Source organism: Paludisphaera mucosa, from assembly GCF_029589435.1.
Taxonomy (GTDB): Bacteria; Planctomycetota; Planctomycetia; order Isosphaerales; family Isosphaeraceae; genus Paludisphaera; species Paludisphaera mucosa.
Window position 1 is genome coordinate 345240 of sequence record NZ_JARRAG010000002.1, and the last position, 21368, is coordinate 366607.

The 21368-nt window shown below is 68.8% G+C and carries 16 protein-coding genes, 2 tRNA genes and 1 pseudogene; 8 read left to right on the forward strand and 11 right to left on the reverse strand.

What is annotated here, in order from left to right; all coding sequences use genetic code 11:
• The first annotated feature begins 16 nt into the window (after positions 1-16).
• On the forward strand, positions 17-778 hold the full coding sequence (locus PZE19_RS10910) for a hypothetical protein (RefSeq protein ID WP_277860645.1): 762 nt from the start codon (positions 17-19) through the stop codon (positions 776-778).
• Positions 779-1001: 223 nt separating this feature from the next.
• Positions 1002-2948, forward strand: a complete 1947-nt coding sequence (locus tag PZE19_RS10915) for an esterase/lipase family protein (protein WP_277860646.1) — start codon at positions 1002-1004, stop codon at positions 2946-2948.
• A 596-nt stretch (positions 2949-3544) separates the two neighbouring features.
• On the opposite strand, the gene PZE19_RS10920 is transcribed toward PZE19_RS10915, so the two are convergent.
• Positions 3545-3805 carry a hypothetical protein gene (locus PZE19_RS10920; protein WP_277860647.1) on the reverse strand — a complete coding sequence of 87 codons (261 nt, stop codon included), beginning with the start codon at positions 3803-3805 and terminating at the stop codon, positions 3545-3547.
• On the opposite strand from PZE19_RS10920, the pseudogene PZE19_RS32905 reads away from it, so the two are divergent.
• Positions 3722-3961 (forward strand): annotated as a pseudogene (locus PZE19_RS32905) (cis-3-hydroxy-L-proline dehydratase); the annotation flags it as partial. The gene PZE19_RS10920 and the pseudogene PZE19_RS32905 overlap by 84 nt on opposite strands.
• 194 nt (positions 3962-4155) lie before the next feature.
• Here the strand turns inward: PZE19_RS32905 and PZE19_RS10925 are convergent.
• The gene (locus PZE19_RS10925) at positions 4156-6441 is read right to left on the reverse strand and encodes a DEAD/DEAH box helicase (RefSeq protein WP_277860648.1); all 2286 of its coding nucleotides are present in this window, start codon (positions 6439-6441) and stop codon (positions 4156-4158) included.
• A gap of 466 nt (positions 6442-6907) precedes the next feature.
• On the opposite strand from PZE19_RS10925, the gene PZE19_RS10930 reads away from it, so the two are divergent.
• Positions 6908-7453: an SMP-30/gluconolactonase/LRE family protein gene (locus PZE19_RS10930; RefSeq protein ID WP_277860649.1), complete on the forward strand. Its 546-nt coding sequence runs from the start codon at positions 6908-6910 to the stop codon at positions 7451-7453.
• A gap of 166 nt (positions 7454-7619) precedes the next feature.
• Here the strand turns inward: PZE19_RS10930 and PZE19_RS10935 are convergent.
• The 4 genes from PZE19_RS10935 to PZE19_RS10950 form a co-directional block, all read right to left on the reverse strand.
• Positions 7620-7702, reverse strand: a tRNA-Ser gene (locus PZE19_RS10935).
• Between the two features lie 6 nt (positions 7703-7708).
• Positions 7709-7791 (reverse strand) — tRNA-Ser (locus PZE19_RS10940).
• Between the two features lie 521 nt (positions 7792-8312).
• Positions 8313-9527, reverse strand: coding sequence for a hypothetical protein (locus PZE19_RS10945; protein WP_277860650.1), 1215 nt, complete (start codon positions 9525-9527; stop codon positions 8313-8315).
• A gap of 520 nt (positions 9528-10047) precedes the next feature.
• Entirely contained in the window at positions 10048-10785 is a 738-nt protein-coding gene (locus tag PZE19_RS10950; protein WP_277860651.1) for a YebC/PmpR family DNA-binding transcriptional regulator, read from the reverse strand.
• An 826-nt stretch (positions 10786-11611) separates the two neighbouring features.
• Here PZE19_RS10950 and PZE19_RS10955 point away from each other — a divergent pair.
• Positions 11612-11797, forward strand: a complete 186-nt coding sequence (locus PZE19_RS10955) for a hypothetical protein (RefSeq protein WP_277860652.1) — start codon at positions 11612-11614, stop codon at positions 11795-11797.
• A 172-nt stretch (positions 11798-11969) separates the two neighbouring features.
• A complete protein-coding gene (locus PZE19_RS10960; protein ID WP_277860653.1) occupies positions 11970-12785 on the forward strand; it encodes an LCIB family protein in 816 nt (271 codons plus the stop codon).
• Positions 12786-12876: 91 nt separating this feature from the next.
• Here PZE19_RS10960 and PZE19_RS10965 read toward each other — a convergent pair whose 3' ends face one another.
• The 3 genes from PZE19_RS10965 to PZE19_RS10975 form a co-directional block, all read right to left on the reverse strand.
• A complete protein-coding gene (locus PZE19_RS10965; RefSeq protein ID WP_277860654.1) occupies positions 12877-13083 on the reverse strand; it encodes a hypothetical protein in 207 nt (68 codons plus the stop codon).
• Positions 13084-13106: 23 nt separating this feature from the next.
• Entirely contained in the window at positions 13107-13421 is a 315-nt protein-coding gene (locus PZE19_RS10970) for a hypothetical protein (protein ID WP_277860655.1), read from the reverse strand.
• A gap of 283 nt (positions 13422-13704) precedes the next feature.
• Positions 13705-15120: a neutral/alkaline non-lysosomal ceramidase N-terminal domain-containing protein gene (locus PZE19_RS10975; RefSeq protein ID WP_277860656.1), complete on the reverse strand. Its 1416-nt coding sequence runs from the start codon at positions 15118-15120 to the stop codon at positions 13705-13707.
• Positions 15121-15389: 269 nt separating this feature from the next.
• On the opposite strand from PZE19_RS10975, the gene PZE19_RS10980 reads away from it, so the two are divergent.
• A complete protein-coding gene (locus tag PZE19_RS10980) occupies positions 15390-16079 on the forward strand; it encodes a PEP-CTERM sorting domain-containing protein (protein WP_277860657.1) in 690 nt (229 codons plus the stop codon).
• A gap of 34 nt (positions 16080-16113) precedes the next feature.
• On the opposite strand, the gene PZE19_RS10985 is transcribed toward PZE19_RS10980, so the two are convergent.
• Positions 16114-18087, reverse strand: a complete 1974-nt coding sequence (locus tag PZE19_RS10985) for an APC family permease (RefSeq protein ID WP_277860658.1) — start codon at positions 18085-18087, stop codon at positions 16114-16116.
• Between the two features lie 156 nt (positions 18088-18243).
• Entirely contained in the window at positions 18244-18663 is a 420-nt protein-coding gene (locus tag PZE19_RS10990; protein ID WP_277860659.1) for a hypothetical protein, read from the reverse strand.
• A 313-nt stretch (positions 18664-18976) separates the two neighbouring features.
• Between PZE19_RS10990 and PZE19_RS10995 the strand changes: the two genes are divergently transcribed.
• Positions 18977-21313 (forward strand): alpha/beta hydrolase family protein, encoded by a 2337-nt coding sequence (locus PZE19_RS10995; RefSeq protein WP_277860660.1) that lies wholly within the window; start codon positions 18977-18979, stop codon positions 21311-21313.
• Positions 21314-21368 lie beyond the last annotated feature (55 nt).

A 21368-nucleotide genomic window follows, 5' to 3' on the forward strand; every position in this document is an offset into this window, starting at 1 on the left:
CCTCCGCGCGGCCGGCGTGAAGGGGACGGACAGGGCCCAGCGGATCACGCTCGTCCGGCTCGACCCGTTCCCCGGCGAGTTCATCCACGCCGAGGGCGAGACCGACGCCGGCGCGGCCGTCCGCGTGTGCGTCGGCCCCGAGTTCGGCACCCTCGGCGACGCCGACGTCAAGAAGGCCGCGCTGGAGGCGATCCAGGGGAGCCGCTGCGACCTGCTCCTCGTCTGCGCCTTCGCGTTCGAGGCGAGCGTCCACGAGCAGACCGCCGAGCTGACCAAGGAGATCAAGTTCGGCAAGCTGGCGATCCTGCCCGTGCGGATGAACCCCGACCTGGCGATGGGCGACGAGCTGCTGAAGAAGACCGGGACCGGCAACCTGTTCACCGTCTTCGGCGAGCCCGACGTCAAGCTGACCACCGCGGCCGGCAAGGCGACGGTCGAGATCCGCGGCGTCGACGTCTTCGACCCCAGCACCGGCGCGGTACGCACCGGCGACGTCGACGACATCGCCTGCTGGTTCATCGACACCGACTACGACGGCCAGAGCTTCTTCGTCCGCCACGCCTACCTCCTGTACGGCGGAAAGGACACGACCGAGGGCCCCTACGACAAGCTCAAGAAGGCCCTCCGCGCCGAGATCGACGAGGGCGAATGGTCCAAGCTCTACAGCGCCACGAGCCAGCCGTTCGACCCGCCGAGCACCAGCAAGATCGCCGTGAAGGTCATCAACCACTTCGGCGACGAGGTGCTGAAGGTCTACACCGTGCCGCGGATGTCGTAGGATTGATCCGACCCTCGACTTCACGTGGTCTCCTCGGCGCTCTTTTGCTTATGCCGGCATGAGTTGCGGCTGGTTTCGACCGCCGTCGCATCGACGCATTCTTAAAAGGCTGAACGAAAGCGCAGGCGGATTTCGATAACCCTCGCATCCGGCCGAGGCCCCCATTCGCGTCCTGACGGCTCTTCCGTCCCGGGACCGTCCGAGTCTTAGACGAAGGAGCGCCATGGAATGGCGTGCCGGCTGCCTGCTCCTGGTCGCCTCGTCGCCGCTCCTGGCCGGCGGATGCCAGGACGTCTCGATCAGGAAGGTGGGGGGGGCACCCGCCCTCTCCTCGGCGGGCCGCATGGAGCGGATCGGCCGATGGGCGGCCCGCCAGAAGACCGAAGCCGGTACGCCGCCCCCGCTGCGAGGAGCCGCGCTCGGGCCCGGCGCCGAGGACCTCTCCGACCCCGACCTCCTGCTCGCCCGCGCCGAGCGTAGTTATCGGGCCGGCTTCCAGGCCGGACGCGGCGCGAGCGAGATCGACGCCCGCTACCAGGTCGACGCCCTCCGGGACGTCACGTCCGCCATCCGGGGCATGCTCCCAGGACCCGGCGGTCGGGAGGCGGACCCGAGGCTCGCCAGGGCTCGAGCCTTGCACAGCTCCGCGCAAGAGGAATTCCTGCGGGTCACGAGCGGCCGCTCGGTCCGGCTCGACGAGGACTGGCGTGCGGGGCTGGAGGAGAAGGGAATCCGCCTGACGATCGCGCGTGATTCGCATTTCCTCTCGCCCGAATCGTTCGATCGCTTCTATTTCGACGACGATTTCGCCGTCAAGAACCTCGAGGACCAGCACAAGACCGAAGGCATCGGCGTGCCGCTGATCGCGCTGCGCAGGTTCGATCTGAAGAAGCTCGAATCGCGGGAGGGAGAGGAGAAATTCCTCATGCCCCGGCAGGTCTACCCGATGACCGCCGTCCTGAAGCCCGAGCCGACCGCTCCGGGCGGGGCGTACAACCTCCGGCTGGAACTGCATGATCCGCTCGTCGAGAGCGACGTCGACCTCGGCGACCGGGCGGAACCGCTGGCCGCCGATCTCACCACGCCGCTGGTCTATCACTTCGTCCAGAGCCCGCTGCCGATCCTCCAGGAGATCGGACTGCTCGACCCGCAATGGCTGGAGAAGGTGGCCGGCCTCTACATGCTGCACCCCTACGAGCCGGGCAAGATCCCGGTCGTGCTCGTGCACGGGCTGCGCTCCAGCCCCGCGGCGTGGATGCACGTGATCAACGACCTGCGGGGCGACCCGGTCCTCCGGGAGCGATACCAGGTCTGGCTCTTCATGTATCCCACCGGGACGCCGTTCCCCGCCTCCGCGGCCAAGCTCCGCAAGGGGCTGGACGAACTCCGCGAAGTCGTCGACCCCGCCCATGCGGACGCCGCGTTCGACCGGGCCGTGCTGATCGGGCACAGCATGGGCGGCCTGATCTCCAAGATGATGATCGAGCGGAGCGGCGACGAGCTCTGGAAGCTCGTCGGTCGACGGCCCTTCGACGAGCTTAAGGCCGAGGAGGAGCACAAGGCGATGCTGCGGCGGGTGTTCTTCTTCGAGCCGCACCCCTCGATCGCCAGGGTCGTCTTCATCGCCACTCCCCACCGGGGCAGCGACCTGGGCGACCAGTTCATCGGGCGGCTCGCCGACAGGTTGATCCGCCTGCCGATCTCGATGCGACTGCTCTACAAGAGCCTGCTCGCCCAGAACGGCGCCGATTTCTTCACGTCCGAGATCCGCGAAGGCGGACTCCCCTCGAGCATCGACGAGCTCCGGACCGACAACCGGCTGCTCCTGACCCTGGCGGGGCTGCCGCGCAAGCCCGTCCCCGCGCACTCGATCATCGGCCAGATCGATCCGAATCTGCCGATCGAATACGGCAGCGACGGCGTGGTCCCCTATTCGAGTTCGCACCTCGACTGGGCCTCGTCCGAACTGGTGGTCGAGGGCGACCACGGTTGTCAGGATGAGGCGGAGACGCTCCGGGAGCTACGGCGCATCTTGTATCTTCACCTGGGAAAAGCCTTGCCGGGCGGCGAGCCTGCGGAAGCCGCGACTACGGAATCCCCCGCCGACCGGCGGGACTCGAACCTGAACTTGCCCAACGCCATCCGGTCTTTGAGAGAGCCGCCCGAATAAGCCGTCCGGAGAACAGTCGACCGGCGAGCGGGGGAGGCGAGAACTCGTGCGGGTTCGTTTCTCGCCGACAGGCCTAACGGACCTGGTTGGCGAAAGCGTTCAGTCCCGATCGCCGGCCAGGTCGGAAGGATGAAGTTTACGCATCGGGATAGGCCCTCATGCCGTCGGTTTGGGCGGACTTCCTGACGTCGCCCACGATTCCCGGACAGTCTGCTCGACCAAGCTTTCCCCACATCCCCCAAAGGGCGGCGTCTCAGGCCGAACCACCTGTCGATCCGACAGAAGTTCCGACCATCGCCACGACGACGGAGCGAATCGCCTCGGGCAGCTGCGGCCAGGCTGCCGTCACTTCTGCAAGATCGACGTCGGGAGCACTTCGACGCGTTTCGGTGGGCAGAAGGTGGGCGACGCTGGTCGACGATCGCCGTAAACCGCTGGTCGGTTTAGTGTCACCGGAATCGAGTTGATGTAGGTCGATCCGTTGGTCGTGGGTTCGAGCCCCACCCCGGTCACTCGCTCGGGTACCTGCTGAATCCGTACTTACGGACACCCGCCCAACCTGGGCGGTGCGGCCTGACTGATCCGGAAGCCGGTCGTCACCGGATTCCGGAGGTCTCGCCGTGCCCATCGCCCGCGGCCGAACGACCGCCTACCGCCATCACCGGCCGTCGGGCCAGGCCGTCGTCACCCTCTTGGGCCTCGATTCCCGCCACCTGGGACGCCACGGATCCCCCGAAAGCCGTGTCCTTCGTCGAGCCGGCGGGCCGGGCGAGGTGCTCGCGGCGGACGCCAACACCGGCCGGCTCATGCGCGAGGCCGCCCGCGTCGCGCCCGGCGCGGGCGACGTCGACGTCCACGTCGTGCAGTCCTGCCCGGGCTACGAGGAGCGCCCGTCGACCCGCCGCCGGACCGGCCGCCCGTTCGCCCTCGACGAGCCGGCGGACGGCCTCGGCATGCTGCCGAGGGGCCGCGCCGAGGGGGCCATGGACGTGGTGGACCTGAAGATCTCCAAGCTCGGAGGCCCGACGAAGACGCGCCAGGCGCGCGACCTCTGCGCGGCGACGGGCGTCGTCACGACCCTGGAAGACGGCTGGGGCGAGGTCCGCCACGGCGGCCGTCGCGCACCTCGCGCACAGCACGCCCGAGGGGTTCCGGTTCACGGCCGGTGCGAAAGGGCCGGGAGGGAGGCGATCGGGCCCGTCCGCCCTCAGGTCGCCCCGCCGGCGAGCTTCGCCGCCTCGGCGTCGATCACGTCGGGCTCGGCGATCTTCGCGATGAGTTGGTCGGTGCTGGCGGGGTCGACGGCCCGGCAGCACTCGGTCAGCTTCGCGGCCAGCTCGCGCAGGTCGGCCCGCCAGGCGAGGTTGGAAGGGTCGGCGTCGGCCTCGACGTCGAGGGAGCAGGCCCGCTCGAACTCGCCGCAGAGCATGACCATGCGCTGGACGTGGCGGAAGATGATCCCCTCCTGTTTCGTCAGGTCCAGGGTCGTCACGAACTTGTTGAAGTCGCCGCCGAACTCGACCATCTCGCCGACGCACCAGAGCGGGTGCGTGCGGACGTCGGCCACCTCGGGATAGCGGTGGTCGAAGTAGGACCGGAGCTTCTCCGCGAAGCTGGGGGGCCGCTTCTCCCAATCGTCCTCGTCGTCGTCGTCCTCCTCATCTTCCTCGACCTTGGCGATCATGAGCCCGCGGCGGATCAGCTCGGCGTCGATCTTCGAGGCGGCGAGGGCGCCCGACTCCAGCAGCTTGAGCGGGACCCGGAGACGCTTGCGGACCGGCCCGGGCACCTCCAGGGAGCTCTCCATCGCCTGCAGGCGCTCGTCGGCGTCGGCCTCGGCCAGGAGCTCGGTCAGGAAGGCGCCGTAGAGGGGATGGATGCTCCGGAAGGCCAGCAGCCTCCCCAGCGCATGCGTCGGCCGGGCGAGGGTCGGCGCGTAGGGCGTCGGGGGCCGGCCGTCCTCGGGCGGGCCCGGCGGCTCGGGGCTCAGGGTCACGAAACCGCCGTCCTGCAGGGCCAGGAGCATCCGGTCGAGCGCCTTCTCGCCCGCGGCGATCCGCGGGTCGTCCGTCAGCCGCTTGCGGACCACGGCGCGGATGCGCTCGACTTCCGGCGAGACCTCGAGCAGATAGGCCAGCAGCCGCCAGGGGAGCGGCCCCTTGCTGTAGAGCTTGCCGGGCGGCGCCGCCTGGAGTTGGTTGAAGTGCCCCTCGACCCAGTACTGCTCGGTCTCGCGGCGCTTCGGACGCTTCTTCTTGAGGGCCTTCTTCGCCTTCATCAGGCCCGGATCCCGGGTGTCCTCGGGGATGGCGTCATACTTCGCCTTCCATCTCGCGAGGTCGACGTCGTCGGGATGGGCGAGGGCGTAGACGAAGCCTCGGTCGTCGAACTGAGGTCGGCCGGCCCGGCCGAAGATCTGGTGGGCGATGCTGGCGCCGATCAGCTTCTTCGCGCCGAAAGGCCCCTTCACCAGCGACGAGAGGACCACCGAGCGAGCCGGGAGGTTGATGCCGGCCGCCAGGGTCTCGGTGCAGGCGACGACGGGGAGGAGCTTGCGCTGGAAGAGGTCCTCGACGACCAGCCGATACTTCGGCAAGAGCCCGGCGTGGTGGACGCCGACCCCCCGGTGGAGCAGTCGCTTGAGCTTGGGGCCGGCCCCCTGGCGCAGGTCCAGCCCGTTGACCCTGTCGTGGAGGTCCTTCTTCTTCTCGTCGGACAGGTTGAGGTCCTTGCCCATGACGTTCTCGGCGACGCTCCAGCACTCCTCGCGGTCGAAGCAGAAGACCAGGGCGGGCGTCCGGGGGCCTTCCTCGTCGCCGGCCGCCATCGCGACGAGCTGTTCGTCGAGGAATTTGTCGGGCACCCATTCGTAGGTCAGCGGCACCCGGCGTTCCTTGCCCTCCACCAGGGCGATCCTGCGGTCGTGCTGCCTCGCCAGCCAGCCGACGAACTCGGCCGAGTTCCCGACCGTCGCCGAGAGCAGGAGCAGCCGGACGTGCTTGGGGAGCATGCCGAGCGACAGCTCCCAGACGATCCCGCGGTCGATCTCGGCGAAGTTGTGGAACTCGTCCATGACGCAGGCCGTCACGTCGGAGAAGTCGTCCCGGTTGAGCAGCCGGTTCAGCAGGATCTCGGCGACGACGACGAGCACCGGGGCGTCGGGGTTCACCTTCCGGCTGCCGGTCACCAGCCCCACGTCCTCGCGGCGGAAGCCCCACTCGACCGCGCGGTCCTGCATCTCCTGGAACTTCTGCTCGGTCAGCGCGATCAGGGGCGTCGTGTAGTAGGCGACCTTCCCCGTATGGAGCGCCTCGAAGAGGGCCGCCTCGGCGATCAGGGTCTTGCCCGTGCCCGTCGGCGCGCAGACGAGGACCCCTTGCTCGGACTCGAACCAGGCCGCCAGCGCCGCGTCCTGGACGGGGTAGGGCTGGTAGGGCAGCTGGTCCACATACCGCACGTAGAGCTCGTCGCGAGTCGGAATCTCCAACGGCATCGGCCGCAATCTCCCGGGCTGGTCGTCAGGAACTCCGTCGAGACTCTCTCGCATGGGTTGGAATCGAGCCCGCCCATGCGAAACGCCCGGGAGATCCGGATCGGACGCCGAGCCCCGGGTCGGCCTCTCACGCGAGGCCCCCTCCAGTGTGACCGCCGACGCGCCCGCACGAAACCCGGTCCTCCTCGACGAGACCCGCGAGAAGAGCGATCACGGCGCCCTCGCCGGGTCCATCGTCGCCTCCGCTCGCTTCGACGTGGGCGACCGCGGCGATTCTGGTGGCCGGGGGGGGAATGATGAAGCGACGCCGATCCTCGCATGATGCCTCTCTCAAAGTGGGCGGGAAGGTCGACTTCCCGTCGATCCGCTCCGGGAGGATCGGCGGTGGGCCGCTTGACCCGCCGGGCTCGATGTGATGCACTCCGCTCGGGGCACCTCCACGAACAAGCGGTGCGGAAGAAATCTCATGATGCCCGATCGACTCGAACGCCAGGTCGCCGCGCTGATCCTCCTGGTGGCGATCACCGCCGGTCACGCCGACGCCGAGGACTGGGGCGCCTACGCGATCGTGCCGGCCAGCTCGACCAACCTGACCCTCGAGGTCGTCGGCGCCCCCGACCGCTGGCTCCTGGCCGTCGCCGACGCTGGGTCGAAGTGGGCGTACAGCTACCGGATCAACCCCGACGGCTCGCTCGCCGACCGCGAGCGGTACTTCTGGTTACATGTCCCCGACTGGGAGGACGACGCGGAGGCCGAGGGCGTCTGTTACGCGAGGGAAGGACAACTCCTGATCGCGACTCGCTTCGGCGTCCAGTCCTGCGCCGACGACGGGCCGAGCCAGGCCATCATGCCGCTCCCCGGCCGCTCGAGGCCGCTGGGGCTCTGCTTCGGCGGCCGCGACCACGATGTCCTCTACGCCTTCTGCGGCGACCGGATCTATCGCCGCAGACTCACGGTCCACGGAGTCGGCTCCTTCACCCCGTTCACGCCCGTTCGCGGGACGCCGCTCTGATCGTTCCTGCGCAGAGCCCTGGGGAGGTTCGGTGCGGGAGGGTCGGGATGCCGCCCAGCCGCCTCCTCGTGGACTGATGGGTGTGGAGGGATTTGAACCCCCTCAGTCAGGGACACCGCGTTTAGAGCGCGGCCCGGCTCTCCAACTCCGGCGCACACCCGAAGAGCGGAAGCGGCAGGATTCGAACCTGCGGTGGTTGCCCGCACCTGGACAGCAACCAGGCACGATAAGCCTCTCTGACGCGCTTCCAAGATGCGGAGGGAGAGGGAATCGAACCCCCAAGTCCTTGCGGACGGTAGTTTTCGAGACTACTGCCTTACCAGTTAGGCTATCCCTCCGTCTGGCGTGGACGAGACCGGCCGAGCGTCCACCTGCGATAAGGAGGACGATCGGATCGTCTCGGATCCCGAACGGACGTCTGGGATCGGGGCCGGCGTCCCACCGGCGAATCGGAGCCGTGCATCACGATGACGGCGAGGATCGAGGCGCTCGACAGGGCGAGCAACGTCGAACCGGCGAGCACGGGCCGTGCGTCAATATGAGGACAGGCGGCCCCGACCGGGATACCGCGAACGCGAACTCACGGATCGCGCCGGGAGCACGAGAGAGGTGGCGAGTTGTTCGGGATGGGTGTTCATAATCGAACCGCATCATGGCTTGAGAACGAGAGGCCAGTTGCAGGTCTGACGCAGAGGGTGCTCACCAGGTTCGCAGTTGGACGAGAGCTTTCGGGGGGGCCTCGCCTCGGTGCCTTCCGCCTGGGCGCTCCGGGCTCGATTCGTCCCGTATTCCACCCCGGAGCGGATCACGCTCGCCCGTCTCACGGCATCCCGCGAGGATCCGGGAACAGGCCGGACGCTCAACCCGCGCCCCAGCGCCGCCGCTTCCGCCTCCACTTGAGACGACTCTTCCGTGGGGCGTAGTACGACCCCAGGGTCTGCATGGCGACGATCGAGAGCCAGACCGCGAGCAGCCAGCAGGCCAGGCTCGCCGGGATGTAGGCCCAGAACGCCCGGTCGCGCAGGGCCAGCGCGGCCGCGAAGGCGATCCCGACGAGGGCGAAGAGGGCCGCGATGGTCAGGTTGAGCCCGAGGAACGACGGGCCGAGCCGCGCGATCGCGCCGAAGACCGCCCCCGGCCGGGCCGCCAGGTCGTCGTCGTGCAGGAAGGTCAACATGAGAGCCATCAGGGCGTAAGGGAGCCCGGCCAGCCCGAGGGCCGCGGCCACGCCGGGACTCCACGTCCCGCCCGACGAGGTCAGCGTCATTCGGTAGGTCGCCAGCGGCAGCAGGCCGACGCCCGCCCCGAGCACGATCCAGAGGAGCCAGGTGCCCATGCCGTCCAGGAGGCCGTCGGCGTTGCGGTCGGGCGGGCGAGGCGGCAGGGGCTCCCCCTCGCTCGAGGCCACAAGCACCCGCGCCAGGTACTGGAGATCGTAGACCATGACCAGGGGCGACAGGATCAGGACGGGCAACGCCGAGATCAGGGCGATCAGGCGGCCCATCGAGGGCGTCCCCATCAGTTCGCCGTCGGCGAGGATGGCCAGGCAATACTCCGGAACCAGGGTGCCCATCACCCAGGCCGCGCCCCCGATCGCCGCGACCATCGCCAGGCCCTCGACCCCCCGCGACGGGTAGAGGAGTTGCGGAGGCCACCACGGATCCAGGCGCTGCGGCTCGGCTTCCTCCGGCTCCCTCTTCGCGCCGGCAGCCCGCGGGGCGAGAGGCGGGTGGGACTCGGCGTCCTCGACCGTCCCTCGAGGCTCCTCTGGGAGCTGCACCGACGTCGACGCGGGCGGGTGCGCGCCCAGTTCATAGTGGCCCTGCCAGGTCCACTCGCCGTCGGTCGCCTCGGCCGTTTCGGCGGGCGGCGCAGGCTCGTTCGGGACTTCGGGCTCGTCGGGCCACGGCCCCAGAGGCCCGCGCACAGTCGCCCGGTCGAGCGCACTAGACGTGGCGCGAGGCGGTTCGGCCGGGGCGAGGTCGTACGCCCCCTGCCAGTCCCATTCGTCCTCCTCGATCGCCAGGGCCGTCGCGGGCTCGGCCGGAGCGACTTCGGGGCCCTGCCGGAGCATCTCTAGCACCTCGTCGTCCGACACCGCCTCGGGCGGAGGGGCCTTGGCGCCTGTGGGCATTCGGAACGTGCGACCGCAGCCTGGACAGCGCCCGCTCTTGCCGGGCGCCATCCCCGCCGCATTCAACCGCCGTCCGCAAGGACAGATCAGAATCGTCGCACTCATGGCGTTTACCCGCTCATTCGACTCCCCGCCCGGCGACGCCGCATCGCCGTTAACGACAATTGTAGTGGCATGAGTGACGGTTCTTCAATGACAATTGTCAATCAAGCCGTGAGGCGTGCGCCAGGCGCGTGCGAACCGCTCCAGCCATACCGAGGAGCGACCGTTGGAGCCGGTCTTCCTTGAGGCGACCTGACCCGCATGCGAGGGGCATGGCGGGATCGCCGTCCAGCCCGAGGGGCCGAGGACGGGACTGTGCGGCAGGCGCCGCGGCGAAGGATGCATCCCCACGGTCGATGGTCAGTCCCGTCATGGGGCTGCTTTCGTCCCATCCAATCGAAGATCGTTGATGATGGGTCTATCCGGACGTCGATTCGCCGGGAAGGTCGACGTTGTGGTAGATCTCCTGCACGTCGTCGCAATCGTTGAGCATGCCTAGCAATTTCTCGAACACGGCCAAATCGTCCCCGCTGAGAATCTTGCCGACCTGCGGGAGGAAAGTGATCTCCTGAACCTCCAGCTCCAGACCGGGGAACGCCTCGAGCAGGGCCATTTTCGCTTTGTAGAACTCGGCGGGAGGAGCGAAAATCGTGATGCCGCCATCCTTGCATTCGACCTCTTCGACGGCGACATCCGCGGCGAACAGGGCCTCGATGACCTTTTCCTCGTCGTCGCCGCTGAAAGAAAGCACCGCCAGGTGGTCGAACGACATGACCACGGATCCATTGGCGGCCAATTTGGACCCCGTCTTGCTGAAGCAGTTGCGAATATCGGAGATGGTGCGTGTATTGTTGTCGGTCAAGCAATCGACGATGACCAGGGAGCCGCCGGGACCAAACCCCTCATAACGCGCGGGCTGGAAGTCTTCGCCCCCCGCGCCGGCCGCTTTCTGGATCGCCTTGTCAATCACATGACTGGCCACGTTGTCGCGCTTGGCCTTCTCGACGAGTGCGCGCAAGGCCGGATTGGCTTCCGGGTCGGGCACTCCATTCTTGGCGGCCATGTACAACTGTCTTCCATACTTGGAAAAGAGCTTGGATTTCTGAGCGGAGGTTTTGAAGATCGACGCCTTGCGCTTCTCGAAGATCCGTCCCATGCGAATCCTGCCTTTTTATTCCGGTGACCGGGGATGTAGCAGGGCGAGAGGCCCGAGGTGGGTCTCGGTCTGTAGAACCCGGCGAAGAGGATGCTCGTCACGTTGATTGTACCGGAACTCGTGCTCGGCCAGGTACCTCGGGAAGTTATCCCGGTCGGCGCCGCGGCGGATCGCTGCGTCCACTCGGCGGCGAGTCAGGTCCGCTCGGACCCAGGACTGCGAATGGCGGGAAGTGCCGTGGCCAGGTCGCCGCCAGGGGCGGCCAGGACATCATCGAGTTGCCGAAGCTCACCGGTCTGAAGCACGTTTCGCACGACGAGTGAGTCGCGGCCCTCCCGTCGTCTGGAACGCCTCCGCAAGGCCCGGCGGCCGATCCATGACGACGCGACCCCGGCGAGGGCGTGGGACGAGGGTTCAGGCACGGCGGATTGCGGTCTGAACGACCGTGACGTCGCCGTTCAGGAACGCCCCCGTCCGCGTGTCGACGAGGATCGGCGCCATCCCAAACAGGCTGACCGGGGCCCGCCGCACTGAGATCCGGCGGGGTGAACGGTGAACGGGACTGCGACGTCGTCGAGGAGGTAGGTGGAGAGGTCGAGTCTCGCCCTGGACGATCCAGCCCTTCGCGTTGCGTCCGGATGCAATCTTCCGCCACGGTCGAAGACTCAACGACGTGCAACGCCGGTGCTGATCGACCATTCAGGTTCACGAATGCGTCGTCGAGCGTCTCGGCGACCAGAGTCTCGGCGCCCGAGTTTAAAATCCACGCTTTAGCCGAATCCTGGTTCGTCTTGACCTGGATGCCCACCGACCGAGTCGCCGCCGCGTGGGCGACAAGCAGGTCGACGCCGCGGGCATTCCTCATGGTCAGGCGCGCGATGTATCCGCGGCGGCTGAGCTCGGCGGCCACGAAGCAAGCTCCGGCCGCGCCGGCGAGGCCGGGGATCAGACGGGCAGGCTTCTGAAGCGGCATGGGATCGTCTCAGGCGAAGATGTGCTCATCCACTCTTGAGAATCATGTGCACGAGACGTTTCCGTGAGATGGAGTCGGTGGCGTGATCGGCGACCCCCCGGCCTCGAAGAGCGGACTACGTCATTGCCCGCACTCTCTCGGCCGGCGAGAATGAGGCCGAGATTCGCATCGGTGCGAACAAGTACTGAAACCGCCTCCAGAAAGGCTGGCCATGGAAGACATCGGACCTCCCGATCACGTACGTCCCTATTACCCCAAAGCCAGGTGGTCGTCGTTCTACATCGAGCTGTTCCTCCTCTATGCCAAGGTCCTTCACGGCGCGAAAGAGGAACAGGTCGCCTTCCTGGCCAGCATCTGCAGCGACGACCTCAACAGCGTGAGCATGCCGAAGACGGATATGATCGGCCCGTTCAACCAGGGCGGCCTGGATGGCTATCCGTTTTCGGGGATCACCGGCCTCGGTGCATTCTCCCACCACATTCCCGACTGTGGCGTGGCGTTGATGCTCTTCGGTCCGCACGTGGGGATCACGGACGACCAGCAAGTAGGCATGGTCGTCCGTCCCGGCCAGGGAAAGGCCACGACGTGCTGCGGGGCGGCGGCGGCCGCCCTGAAAGCCCTGGAGGAAGGGACGATCGCGCCCCTGGAGCCGCACTGCTACCCGGTGAACGACTACCAGCAGGAGCGGATCCGGCAGACGGTCCTGGAGCATCAGGAGGAGATCAAGGCGGCCGGCGACGAAGCAAGCGCAGGGCGGTTCATCGCCATGTCCGAGATCATCTACCGAAAGTCGAAAGAGGCCTTCGTCCTCCAGGTGGAGGCGACCCCGTTCGAACACCCCGCCTACTACTTCGGCGGGATCCTGATCAATCAGGACGGTCGAAGGAAGTCGTTGATCGCCCTTCGTGATGCGGCGAAGGTCGAGCACGGCGTGTACACGGACTTGACCCAGGACTTCGAAGGATTCGCTGAGAAGCGTTTCGATGCGTACAAGGCCGGGGACAAAGAAGCCTTCAGGAGTTTGTGACCCGAGCGGGATCGGCCGCAGGCCGGTGTCGATCCGGCCTGCGGCCAAGACGGCCACGGAGTCGAGTCGCAGGCCGTAGCCGACCCCTGCCTCACTCTTCCTCCTTCGACGGCTCGTACATCGGCTCGGCCTTGCCGAAGAAGCCGCTGACGTCGACCGCGATGGGGTATGCGGCGGAGCATCCGGGGCAGACCCAGGCGAAGTCGTATGTAATGCCGGCGGCCCCATAGGAAACCACCACGTCTTTGCGCCGCTCCATGAGCGTGGCGCACAGGGGGCAGGTGGGTTGCTTCTTCATGACGGCCTCCCGTCGCCTCGGGCTCAACCGGCTCCCCTGATGCTCGCCCACCAGATCACGAAGGCCGCGGCGATCGCCAGAGGCACGACGATCAGGCCCGCCGTCCGGGCGCGGCGAGAGCGATATGCGGCGTAGGCGGCGGCGTCGAGGTAGTAGCCGCCTTCGGCCTCGTGCACCGCTCCGCCGGCGAGCAGGTGGCGAAGCACCCGTTTCCCCAGCCAGTTCTGGACGGGGACCGGAGTGGCCGAAGCTGCGTCGACCGCCCCGGCTTCGCGGAGATGCTCGACGATCCGGCGTTCCTTCTTCCTTGCGATCGCCACGATGGCGGCAGTGCTCATCAATCGTCTCCGTGGGAATGGGTGAGCTCTTCGACACGGAGAGGATTCGTGCGAGGAAGGAGAAGATTGTAGCAGAGTGGTGGATCGGGAATCTCGCCTGAGGGGCGGAGGTAGCGGTTAGGGTCGTGATCCGATCATTCAAGGGTTGAAAACGCTCCCCCGAACGGCTCAAGGCGATGAAGGGTCGTCTGGAGCGGCTGCGGGAGCAGGGTGTCGAGGCGGTCGACGATCGAGACGAACGCCTCGGACCCTCCGACGCCGCAGGATCGCGGGCGGCGCTACGCTACTTCACTTCGGTTTGGGCTTCGTTCGCCAATCGACGCACGGCGTCGACGACGACGTCCTGGACGCGAGGCTCGAAGAAGCCGACCATGGGGCCCAGGCTTCGACTCCACGCCCAGAGCGTCACGCCGATCGCCTCGTGCCCTCCCTCGGCGACGACCTTAGCCGACGGCAGGTAGCCGAAACAGTCGTTGTTGTATCCGGAGATCCAGAGCCCGTCCGGGCCGAGAGCCTGGCGCAACAGCGTCGCATACTCGGCGACCGGCTCGCCCGGCAGCGCCGCCAGCGTCAGGCCCTTTCCGAGGCGCCAGACGGTCACGGGCGCCGTGTAGCGGGTCGGCAGCCGCTCGCCCGCGTCCAGCACCTCAAGCATGTGCCGGGCCTGCCACGCCTGGAAATTGGGCCGATCCAGGTAGCTTTTGATCTGCTCGCGGGACAGTTGCTGCAGCGGCAGGTCGACCTGCGCAGAAGCGACCTGGAGCGGCCCGACGACCGGGGCGAGCGGCCCGTCGAGCACCCGGCAGACTTCGCGGCCCAGCGCCTCGCCGTGCGTCCGGGCCTGGTCGATCGAGCCGCGAGGCTCCGGGTTGGCGTCGCCGCCGCAACCGGCCAGGAACAGGGCCGTGGCGCCCGGGTGACGCGCCTCGACGACCGCGCGGGCGTAGCCGGGGTAGTCGGCGCTGATGGCGTTCTGGAAGCCGGCCGCCACGGCGTGGCAGGAGCATCCGAAGACCACGGCCATGGGCTTGCCTTCCGTCGAGTCGACCCGCAGGACGGGGACCGCGTCGTCCACCGGCGCGGCCGGGTTGGGCGACATGACGACCCCTTCAGGCCTCGGGAGCCGGCGGCTGGTGGGGACGGTCGTGCGGCCCGTCGCCCAGGAGAGCCGCGCCGGCTTCAAGTCGGCGAGCGCCCGCTCCACCAGGTCGACGAGCTGGTCCTGCAGCCGGCGGGTGTAGGCGATCGTCGCCTCGGCCTGCTCGGGCGTCATGTCCGGGTGGGCGACGTTGAGCTTCAGGTTCGGGTCGAGGCTGACGACCGGCCCGGTGTGGGTGTGCGACGCGTTGAAGATCAGCCTCTCGCGGCCCAGCCCCGTCCGCTCGGCGATCCGGCGCGTCACGGCGTCGGTGACGACGACGGACTGGAACGCGACCAGGTCGGCCGCGACGAGCACGGCGCGGCGTCCCTGCGCGTCCTCCAGGGCCAGCGCGCGGGCCGACAAGTCGTCGGACACCGCTTCGAACGGCCCCTTGCGGGTGGTGTAGCCGAGCAGGGTCAGGGGCCGATCGGGCGTGATCATGACCGTGGCCGTTCCGGCCTTCCAGGGCGGTTCGCCGCCATCGGAACTCCCGACCGCCGTAAACCCGGCGACCAGCATCAAGATCCCGACCACGACCGCTCGGCGGAGTCTTCTCATCATCGGCTCCTCAAGTTCAGGGGACCGCCAGCATACCGCCTCACGCCGCCGGGGGCACGGATGTCGACCCCTTGGCACCGGTGTTCCGGGCCGGGGAGACCCGTCGCGAGCGGTGGCGGATCGCCGGCGCCGCTCGCGCCGCGGACTTTTTCGCACATTCGACCCCTTTCGATGAAAGGATCATCCCGCTCGCGCACTTCCACCATGGGAATCACGAATCCGCTGATTCCGAAATGCACCCTTCTCGACACGCTGAAGGAGCGGTTTCCATGACGAAAACGCGACGGGGATTGGCCCTGCTGACGATGTTGCTCCTCTCGGCCGCGGCCCACGAGGCGCGTGCGGGCTGGATGGTCGGCAGCTCGTATCAACTCGACTTCACCAACTTCCCGGTGGACGGCTCGACCACCGCGACCCTCGACCTCACCACCAAGACGGTCAACACCAACCTGACCGTCACCGAGCAGATCTTCCAGGACGGCCCGTCATCGCAGTGGATCGACTTCAACTTCGAGACGATCGACGGCGGCCCGCTCGCGTCGAACCTCAACGGCACCTGGCGGATCGACGTCACCGGCGTCGACGTGACCACGCCCGCCCTGGGGAGCGGCTTCTACTTCTACTGGACGATGAATGGGGCCCCGGTCACGCCGATCTTCCCCTTCGGCTCGTTCGGCGGCATCGCGCCGATCCCCACCGACCCGGGGGCCGGATCGGCCTACGTCGTCGTCGGTTTCCCGCCCTACGGCCCCCTCAGCTCGTTCGACGCGTTCGCGTTCTCATCGCCCTACAGCTTCATCAGCTCGGGAGGGATGGACCCCGCGACGGTCAACGGCTTCCACGTCGGGATCCGGATGACGGACGCGCAGGCCGTCCCCGAGCCCTCGTCGCTGGCCCTCGCGGGCGTCGGCGGCCTGGGGCTCCTCGGCCGCGCCCTGAAGCGTCGCCGGCGGTCTTGACCCGCCGTCGCCCCCGTCGATCGGCCCGGACCGCTCAGACGCCCGCGTGGATCGCGGGGCGTCGGGCGGGGTCGGGCTCGGCCTGGCGGAGGACCTCGCGGGTCACGGGGGCCACGTCGCCCCGGCCGGAGAGCACGTAGCGGATCAGGTAGAGCAGCGGGTTGCCCTCGGTCCAGTTGAAGTAGGCGTGCGGCCGGCGGCCGGTCTCGTCGCGGAGGTGCAGCAGGAGCGCGGCGATCGCATTGGGGATCGCCGTCGCCTCGGCCCGCAGGACGCTGTGGTCGCCCACGGCCACCCCCCTGACCTCCAGGGCCTCGGCGAAGTCCGACGGGTCGCGGACGTAGATTTCCAGGAAGAGCACGGGGCAGTCGGACGGGATGACGAAGTCCTCCCGCGTCTCGCGCTCCTTCGCCTCGTACTCGGCGAAGTCCTGGTTGTCCGGGTGGTTGGCGATGAGGTGGAGTTCCTCGTCGCCGACCTCCTGGATGAACCGCCGGGCCTCGGCGTCCAGCTCGATCCGGCCCACGCGCAGCTCCATCGTCCGCCAGAGCCGCGAGACGAGCGAGACGGCCACGATCGCGGCGATGAAGAAGCCGGCGATCTTCACGCCCTCGGGCCGTTCGATGACGTTGACGACCGTGGTGTAGGCGAACACGACCGCGATGGCCGCGAAGCCGACCGCGGCGCCCCGGGCGCCTCGCCGCCGGGCGGAGAGCGTGACGGCGACCGCGGCCGAGGTCATCAGCACCAGTACGCCCGTGGCGTACGCCCCGCCCTGGGCGTCGACGCCGGCCCGGAAGATGACCGTGACGGCGAACGCGACCGCCGTGTAGATCAAGACCAGCGGCCTCGCGGCGCGGGTCCATTCCGGGGCCATGCCGAACCGGGGCAGGTAGCGCGGCACGATGTTCAGCAGGCCGGCCATCGCCGAGGCCCCGGCGAACCAGAGGATCAGGATCGTGGCCAGGTCGTAGGCCGTCCCGAAGGCCTCGCCGAAGGTCGCGTGCGCCAGGTAGGCCAGCGCTCGGCCGTTGGCCTTGCCCGCCGGCCGGTCGCCGGCCGCGGCCAGGAACTCCTCGGGCGGGATCAGCAGGGTCGTGACCAGGCTGCTGCTGAGCAGGAAGACGCTCATGATGAGCGCGGCGGCCACCAGCAATTTGCGGGTGTTGCGGATCCGCCCGTCGGGACGATCGGGGGTGTCGGAGGGGTCGCCCTGCACCAGGGGCATGACGGCCACGCCGGTTTCGAAGCCCGAGAGGCCCAGGGCCAGTTTCGGGAAGAGCAAGAGTGCGATCCCCAGCATCGCCAGGGGGTTGCCGTGCTCGTGGAACAGGCGACCCTTCCACGCGCCCAGGAGGTGGGGATGGGTCGCGACGTGGTAGAGCGCGTGGCCGACCACCACGGCGTTCAGGGTCAGGTAGACCGCGACGAGGGCCACGGCGATGCCCATCGCCTCCTTGAACCCCTTCAGGAAGACCGCCCCGAGCGCGGCGACGAGGACCAGCGTGACGGCGATCTCGTGGCCGTGGAGGGAGCGGGGCGTGAAGGGGTTCTCGACGATGTGGGCGGTGGCGTCGGCGGCCGAGAGCGTGATGGTGATGATGAAGTCGGTGGCGACGAACCCGAGCAAGGCCAGCACGAACAGCTTGCCCTTCCACCAGGTGAGCAGGTGTTCGAGCATGGCGATCGACCCTTCGCCGTTCGGACTCTCGCGCGCCACGCGGCCGTAGATCGGCAGGGCGCCCAGGATCGTCAGCAGGACGAGGATCAGGGTGGCGACGGGCGCGAGGGCTCCGGCGGCCAGCGCGGCGATGCCGGGCTGGTAGCCCAGGGTCGAGAAGTAGTCGACGCCGGTGAGGCACATCACCTGCCACCAGGTGTGCTCGTGGCGGCCGTCGGCCTTGGCGTCGGGCCCCTCGATGCCCTTCGTGTGCCCCTCCAGAAGCCAGCGGGCGAGCGGGCCGGGGTCCCGATCGGCCTGGGGCCGGGGGTCGAGGATCTGTGACATGGTGCGCCCTGGTTGCTCGTCGGGACTCGCGTCGTCGAACCGCGACGGGATATCCCGGTCATCCGCTTCATGCAAGATGCAAGCCGAGCGGCGGCCCGCCGCCGGTTTACGGCGCCGAATTCCAGGAGGGCCGAGCGAGCCGGGGCGCGAGCCTCGTCACTTCCAGAGGAAGTGGCCGACCAGGAGCCCGGCCGTGAAGGTCATGGGGATCGCGGCGAGCACCAGGAGCGACCAGGCCAGGACCACGGCCGGCGCGAGCACGACGTCGGGCGCGCGGGGCGTCGAGGGGGAGTTCGTCGGGAAGGGCGTGGCGTCGTAGCGGATGGCGGGGATGACCGGATCGCCGGCGCGTTCCGGGCTCGCGATGGCGGTCGCGGCGAATTCGGGCTCGACGGCCACTTCCTCGGAGCCGAGGAAGGCCAGGTCGGGGGGCGTGGGGTCGCCGGCCGAGGGCTCGGGGACCTGGATCTCGGCCCGGCACTGGGGGCAGGTCACGACGGCCCCCGCGCGTCGCGTGGGGGCGCCGAGCAGCTTGCCGCAGCGGTAGCACCGGAACTTGATGGGCTCGTCGGACATCGCACGCCTCGTCGCGTCGGAGGGCGTATTCGGTGGGGGTCGTCGTCCCAGGTTACCGCCCCCGCGCGGGCGACGCCACTCCCGGGGCGGGGCGTGCAAGGCGGACGAGGTCGGGCGATCAGAATAACCGGGGGCCCGCGAGCGTCTCTAGAACGACCACGACCGCGAAGTCGGGCAGGATCGGTGGATTCCGCGCCCGGACGCCGGGACGCGCCGGGACTCCGTCGGCTATGATTACAGTCGATGGAGCGCGCCGCCCGGCGGCGACGGCGGAGGTCCTGGACTCGCTCAGCTCAGGGAGGCGGCGGCCTTGATGCACGACTCATCGACGAGAGCGCGGGCCGGCGGGATCCCGGCGCGGCCGGCCCTGGCGGCGGCCCTCGCCCTGGCGATCGCGGCGGGCCTCGCCGTCCGCGGCGACACCGTGGTGATGAAGAACGGCGTGACCTACCGGACGGTGGCGGCCCCGGACCGCGACAACACGCTCGTGTTTTTGTGGGACGGCCTCAAGAAGATCGTGGTCCGCGACTCCAAGATCGAGCGCGTGGTCGCCGACAACGTCCTGCGCACCGGCGAGAAGTTCTCGCTGGTGCAGCCGATGACGGTCCACGCCGGGCTCATGCCGAAAGAGGTCGTGAGCGTGACGGCCGAGCCCTGGAACGAGAAGGGCCGGCGGCGGTTCCAGTACCTCGGGCGGTCGAGCAAGCCCATCGTCATGGAACAAGCGATCAACGAGATCAGCCCGAACGTAATCCGCTACCGCGGCGTCGACGGCTTCTGGCAAGGCCAGATCGCGACCCGGGGCGTCCCCCGCGAGGTCTTGATGGGCCTGCTCCGCCGCGTCGAGCAGCAGAACCAGGGGGAGCGCGAGCGGGTCGTCCGCTTCCTGATGGGGGCCGGCTGGTATCCCGAGGCCAGGTCCGAACTGGATCGGCTCATCAAGGACTTCCCGAACAGCGACCTGAGCGAGCGCGCCTCGAACGCCCGCCAGTTCATCGTCCAGGCCGAGGCGACCCAGCGCCGGTCGGACGTCGACGCGATGCGCCGCGCCCAGCAGTTCAAGGCCGCGGCGGCCCTGCTGAAGACGTTCGACGACAAGGAGATCGGCACCGAGCTGCAGATCGAGGCCCGCGACCTGGCGCGTCGCGACGAGGATCAGCGGCAGGCGGACCTGGCCGTCGGCAACGAGCTGCGGCGGGTCGAGTTGAAGCTGGCCCCCCAGGTGCACGCGGCCTGGAAGGGCCGCCTGGCCGAGGTCCACAGGGCCCTGGCCGAGGCCCCCGACGCCGTCCGCGACCGCCTGGCCGCCTGGCGAAAGGCGAAGGCCGAGGCGACCGCGAGCGACGAGGCCGAGTTCGCCCTGGCGATGTCGGGCTACGTGGCGGGCCAGGATTCGGCCGTCCCCGACCTCGCCGCGGCCGGCGTGCTCTGGCAGGCCCGCGACGAGATCGCCGCCTACCTCACCAGCGCCGACGACACCTCGCGCGAGGAGATCGCGGCCCGGCTCGACGACCTGGAATGGCCCGAGGGGACCCCCGAGGCGCCCGGCTTCCGCAAGATGGAGCTGGCCGAGCGCATCTGCCGGCTCATGCCGCCCCCGCTGCGACGTGCGGCCGACGAGGCCGAAAAGGGCGTCATCAAGAACGTGGTCGAGGCCGACGACTCGATCCCGACGACCTACCTGGCGAAGCTGCCGCCCGAATACCACCACTCGCGGTCGTACCCGGCGGTCGTGGTCCTGCACTCGGGGACGGGCCCGCAGGCGGCCGTGGACGAGTGGCAGGCCGAGGCGGCGCGGCGGGGATACGTCCTGATCGCGCCCGAGTACGGGGCGGCCGAGGGCGCGACCGACTACCACTACACCCCGGGCGAGCACGCCGCCGTCGAGCTGGCGCTCCGCGACGCGCGGCGGCGGTACGCGATCGACCCCGACCGGGTCTTCGTGGCGGGCCAGCTCGCCGGCGGCAACATGGCCTGGGACCTCGGCCTGGGCCATCCCGACCTGTTCGCGGGGGTCGTGGTCGTCTCCGGCTTCCCGGCCAAGTACGTCCCCCGCAGCCTGGCCCAGCACGAGCGGCTCCCCCTGCTCTGCGTCCTGGGCGACCTGGCGCCGGCCGCGAACGAGGTCGTCTTCGGCAGCTACCTGAAGCCGATGATCCTCAAGGTCTGGGACGTCACCTACATGGAGGTCTACCGCCGCGGCCTTGAGGAGTTCCCCGAGGACGTCCCGACGTACTTCGACTGGATGGAGCCCCGCCGCCGCGAACCCTTCCCCAAGTCGTTCGAGGCGTCGACGGCGCGGACCTGCGACGACCGCCGCCACGGGATCGTCGTCAAGGGCTTCACCGAGGGCCGCACGACCGCCGCCGAGGCCGTCGAGCCGCTGGGCCGGAACCTCAACCCGGCGACGCTCAAGATGCGGACGAGCAGCCTCAGCAACCTCGTCGACCTGACCGTGAGCGGCGTCGACAAGCTTGACGTCTGGCTCAACCCGAAGCTCGTCGACTTCAAGCGCAAGCTGGAGGTCCGGGTCAACCGCAAGGCCCTCTACAAGGGCCAGCCGAAGCTCGACCTGCGGCCGATGCTCGAGGACCTCCGCCTGCGGGGCGACCGCGGCCAGATGTACTGGGTGAAGATCGAGGTCGGCTGATCTGCCCTAATGACTCACCGGCTTTGCATGCACCAAATGAGAAATCAAGCATCCT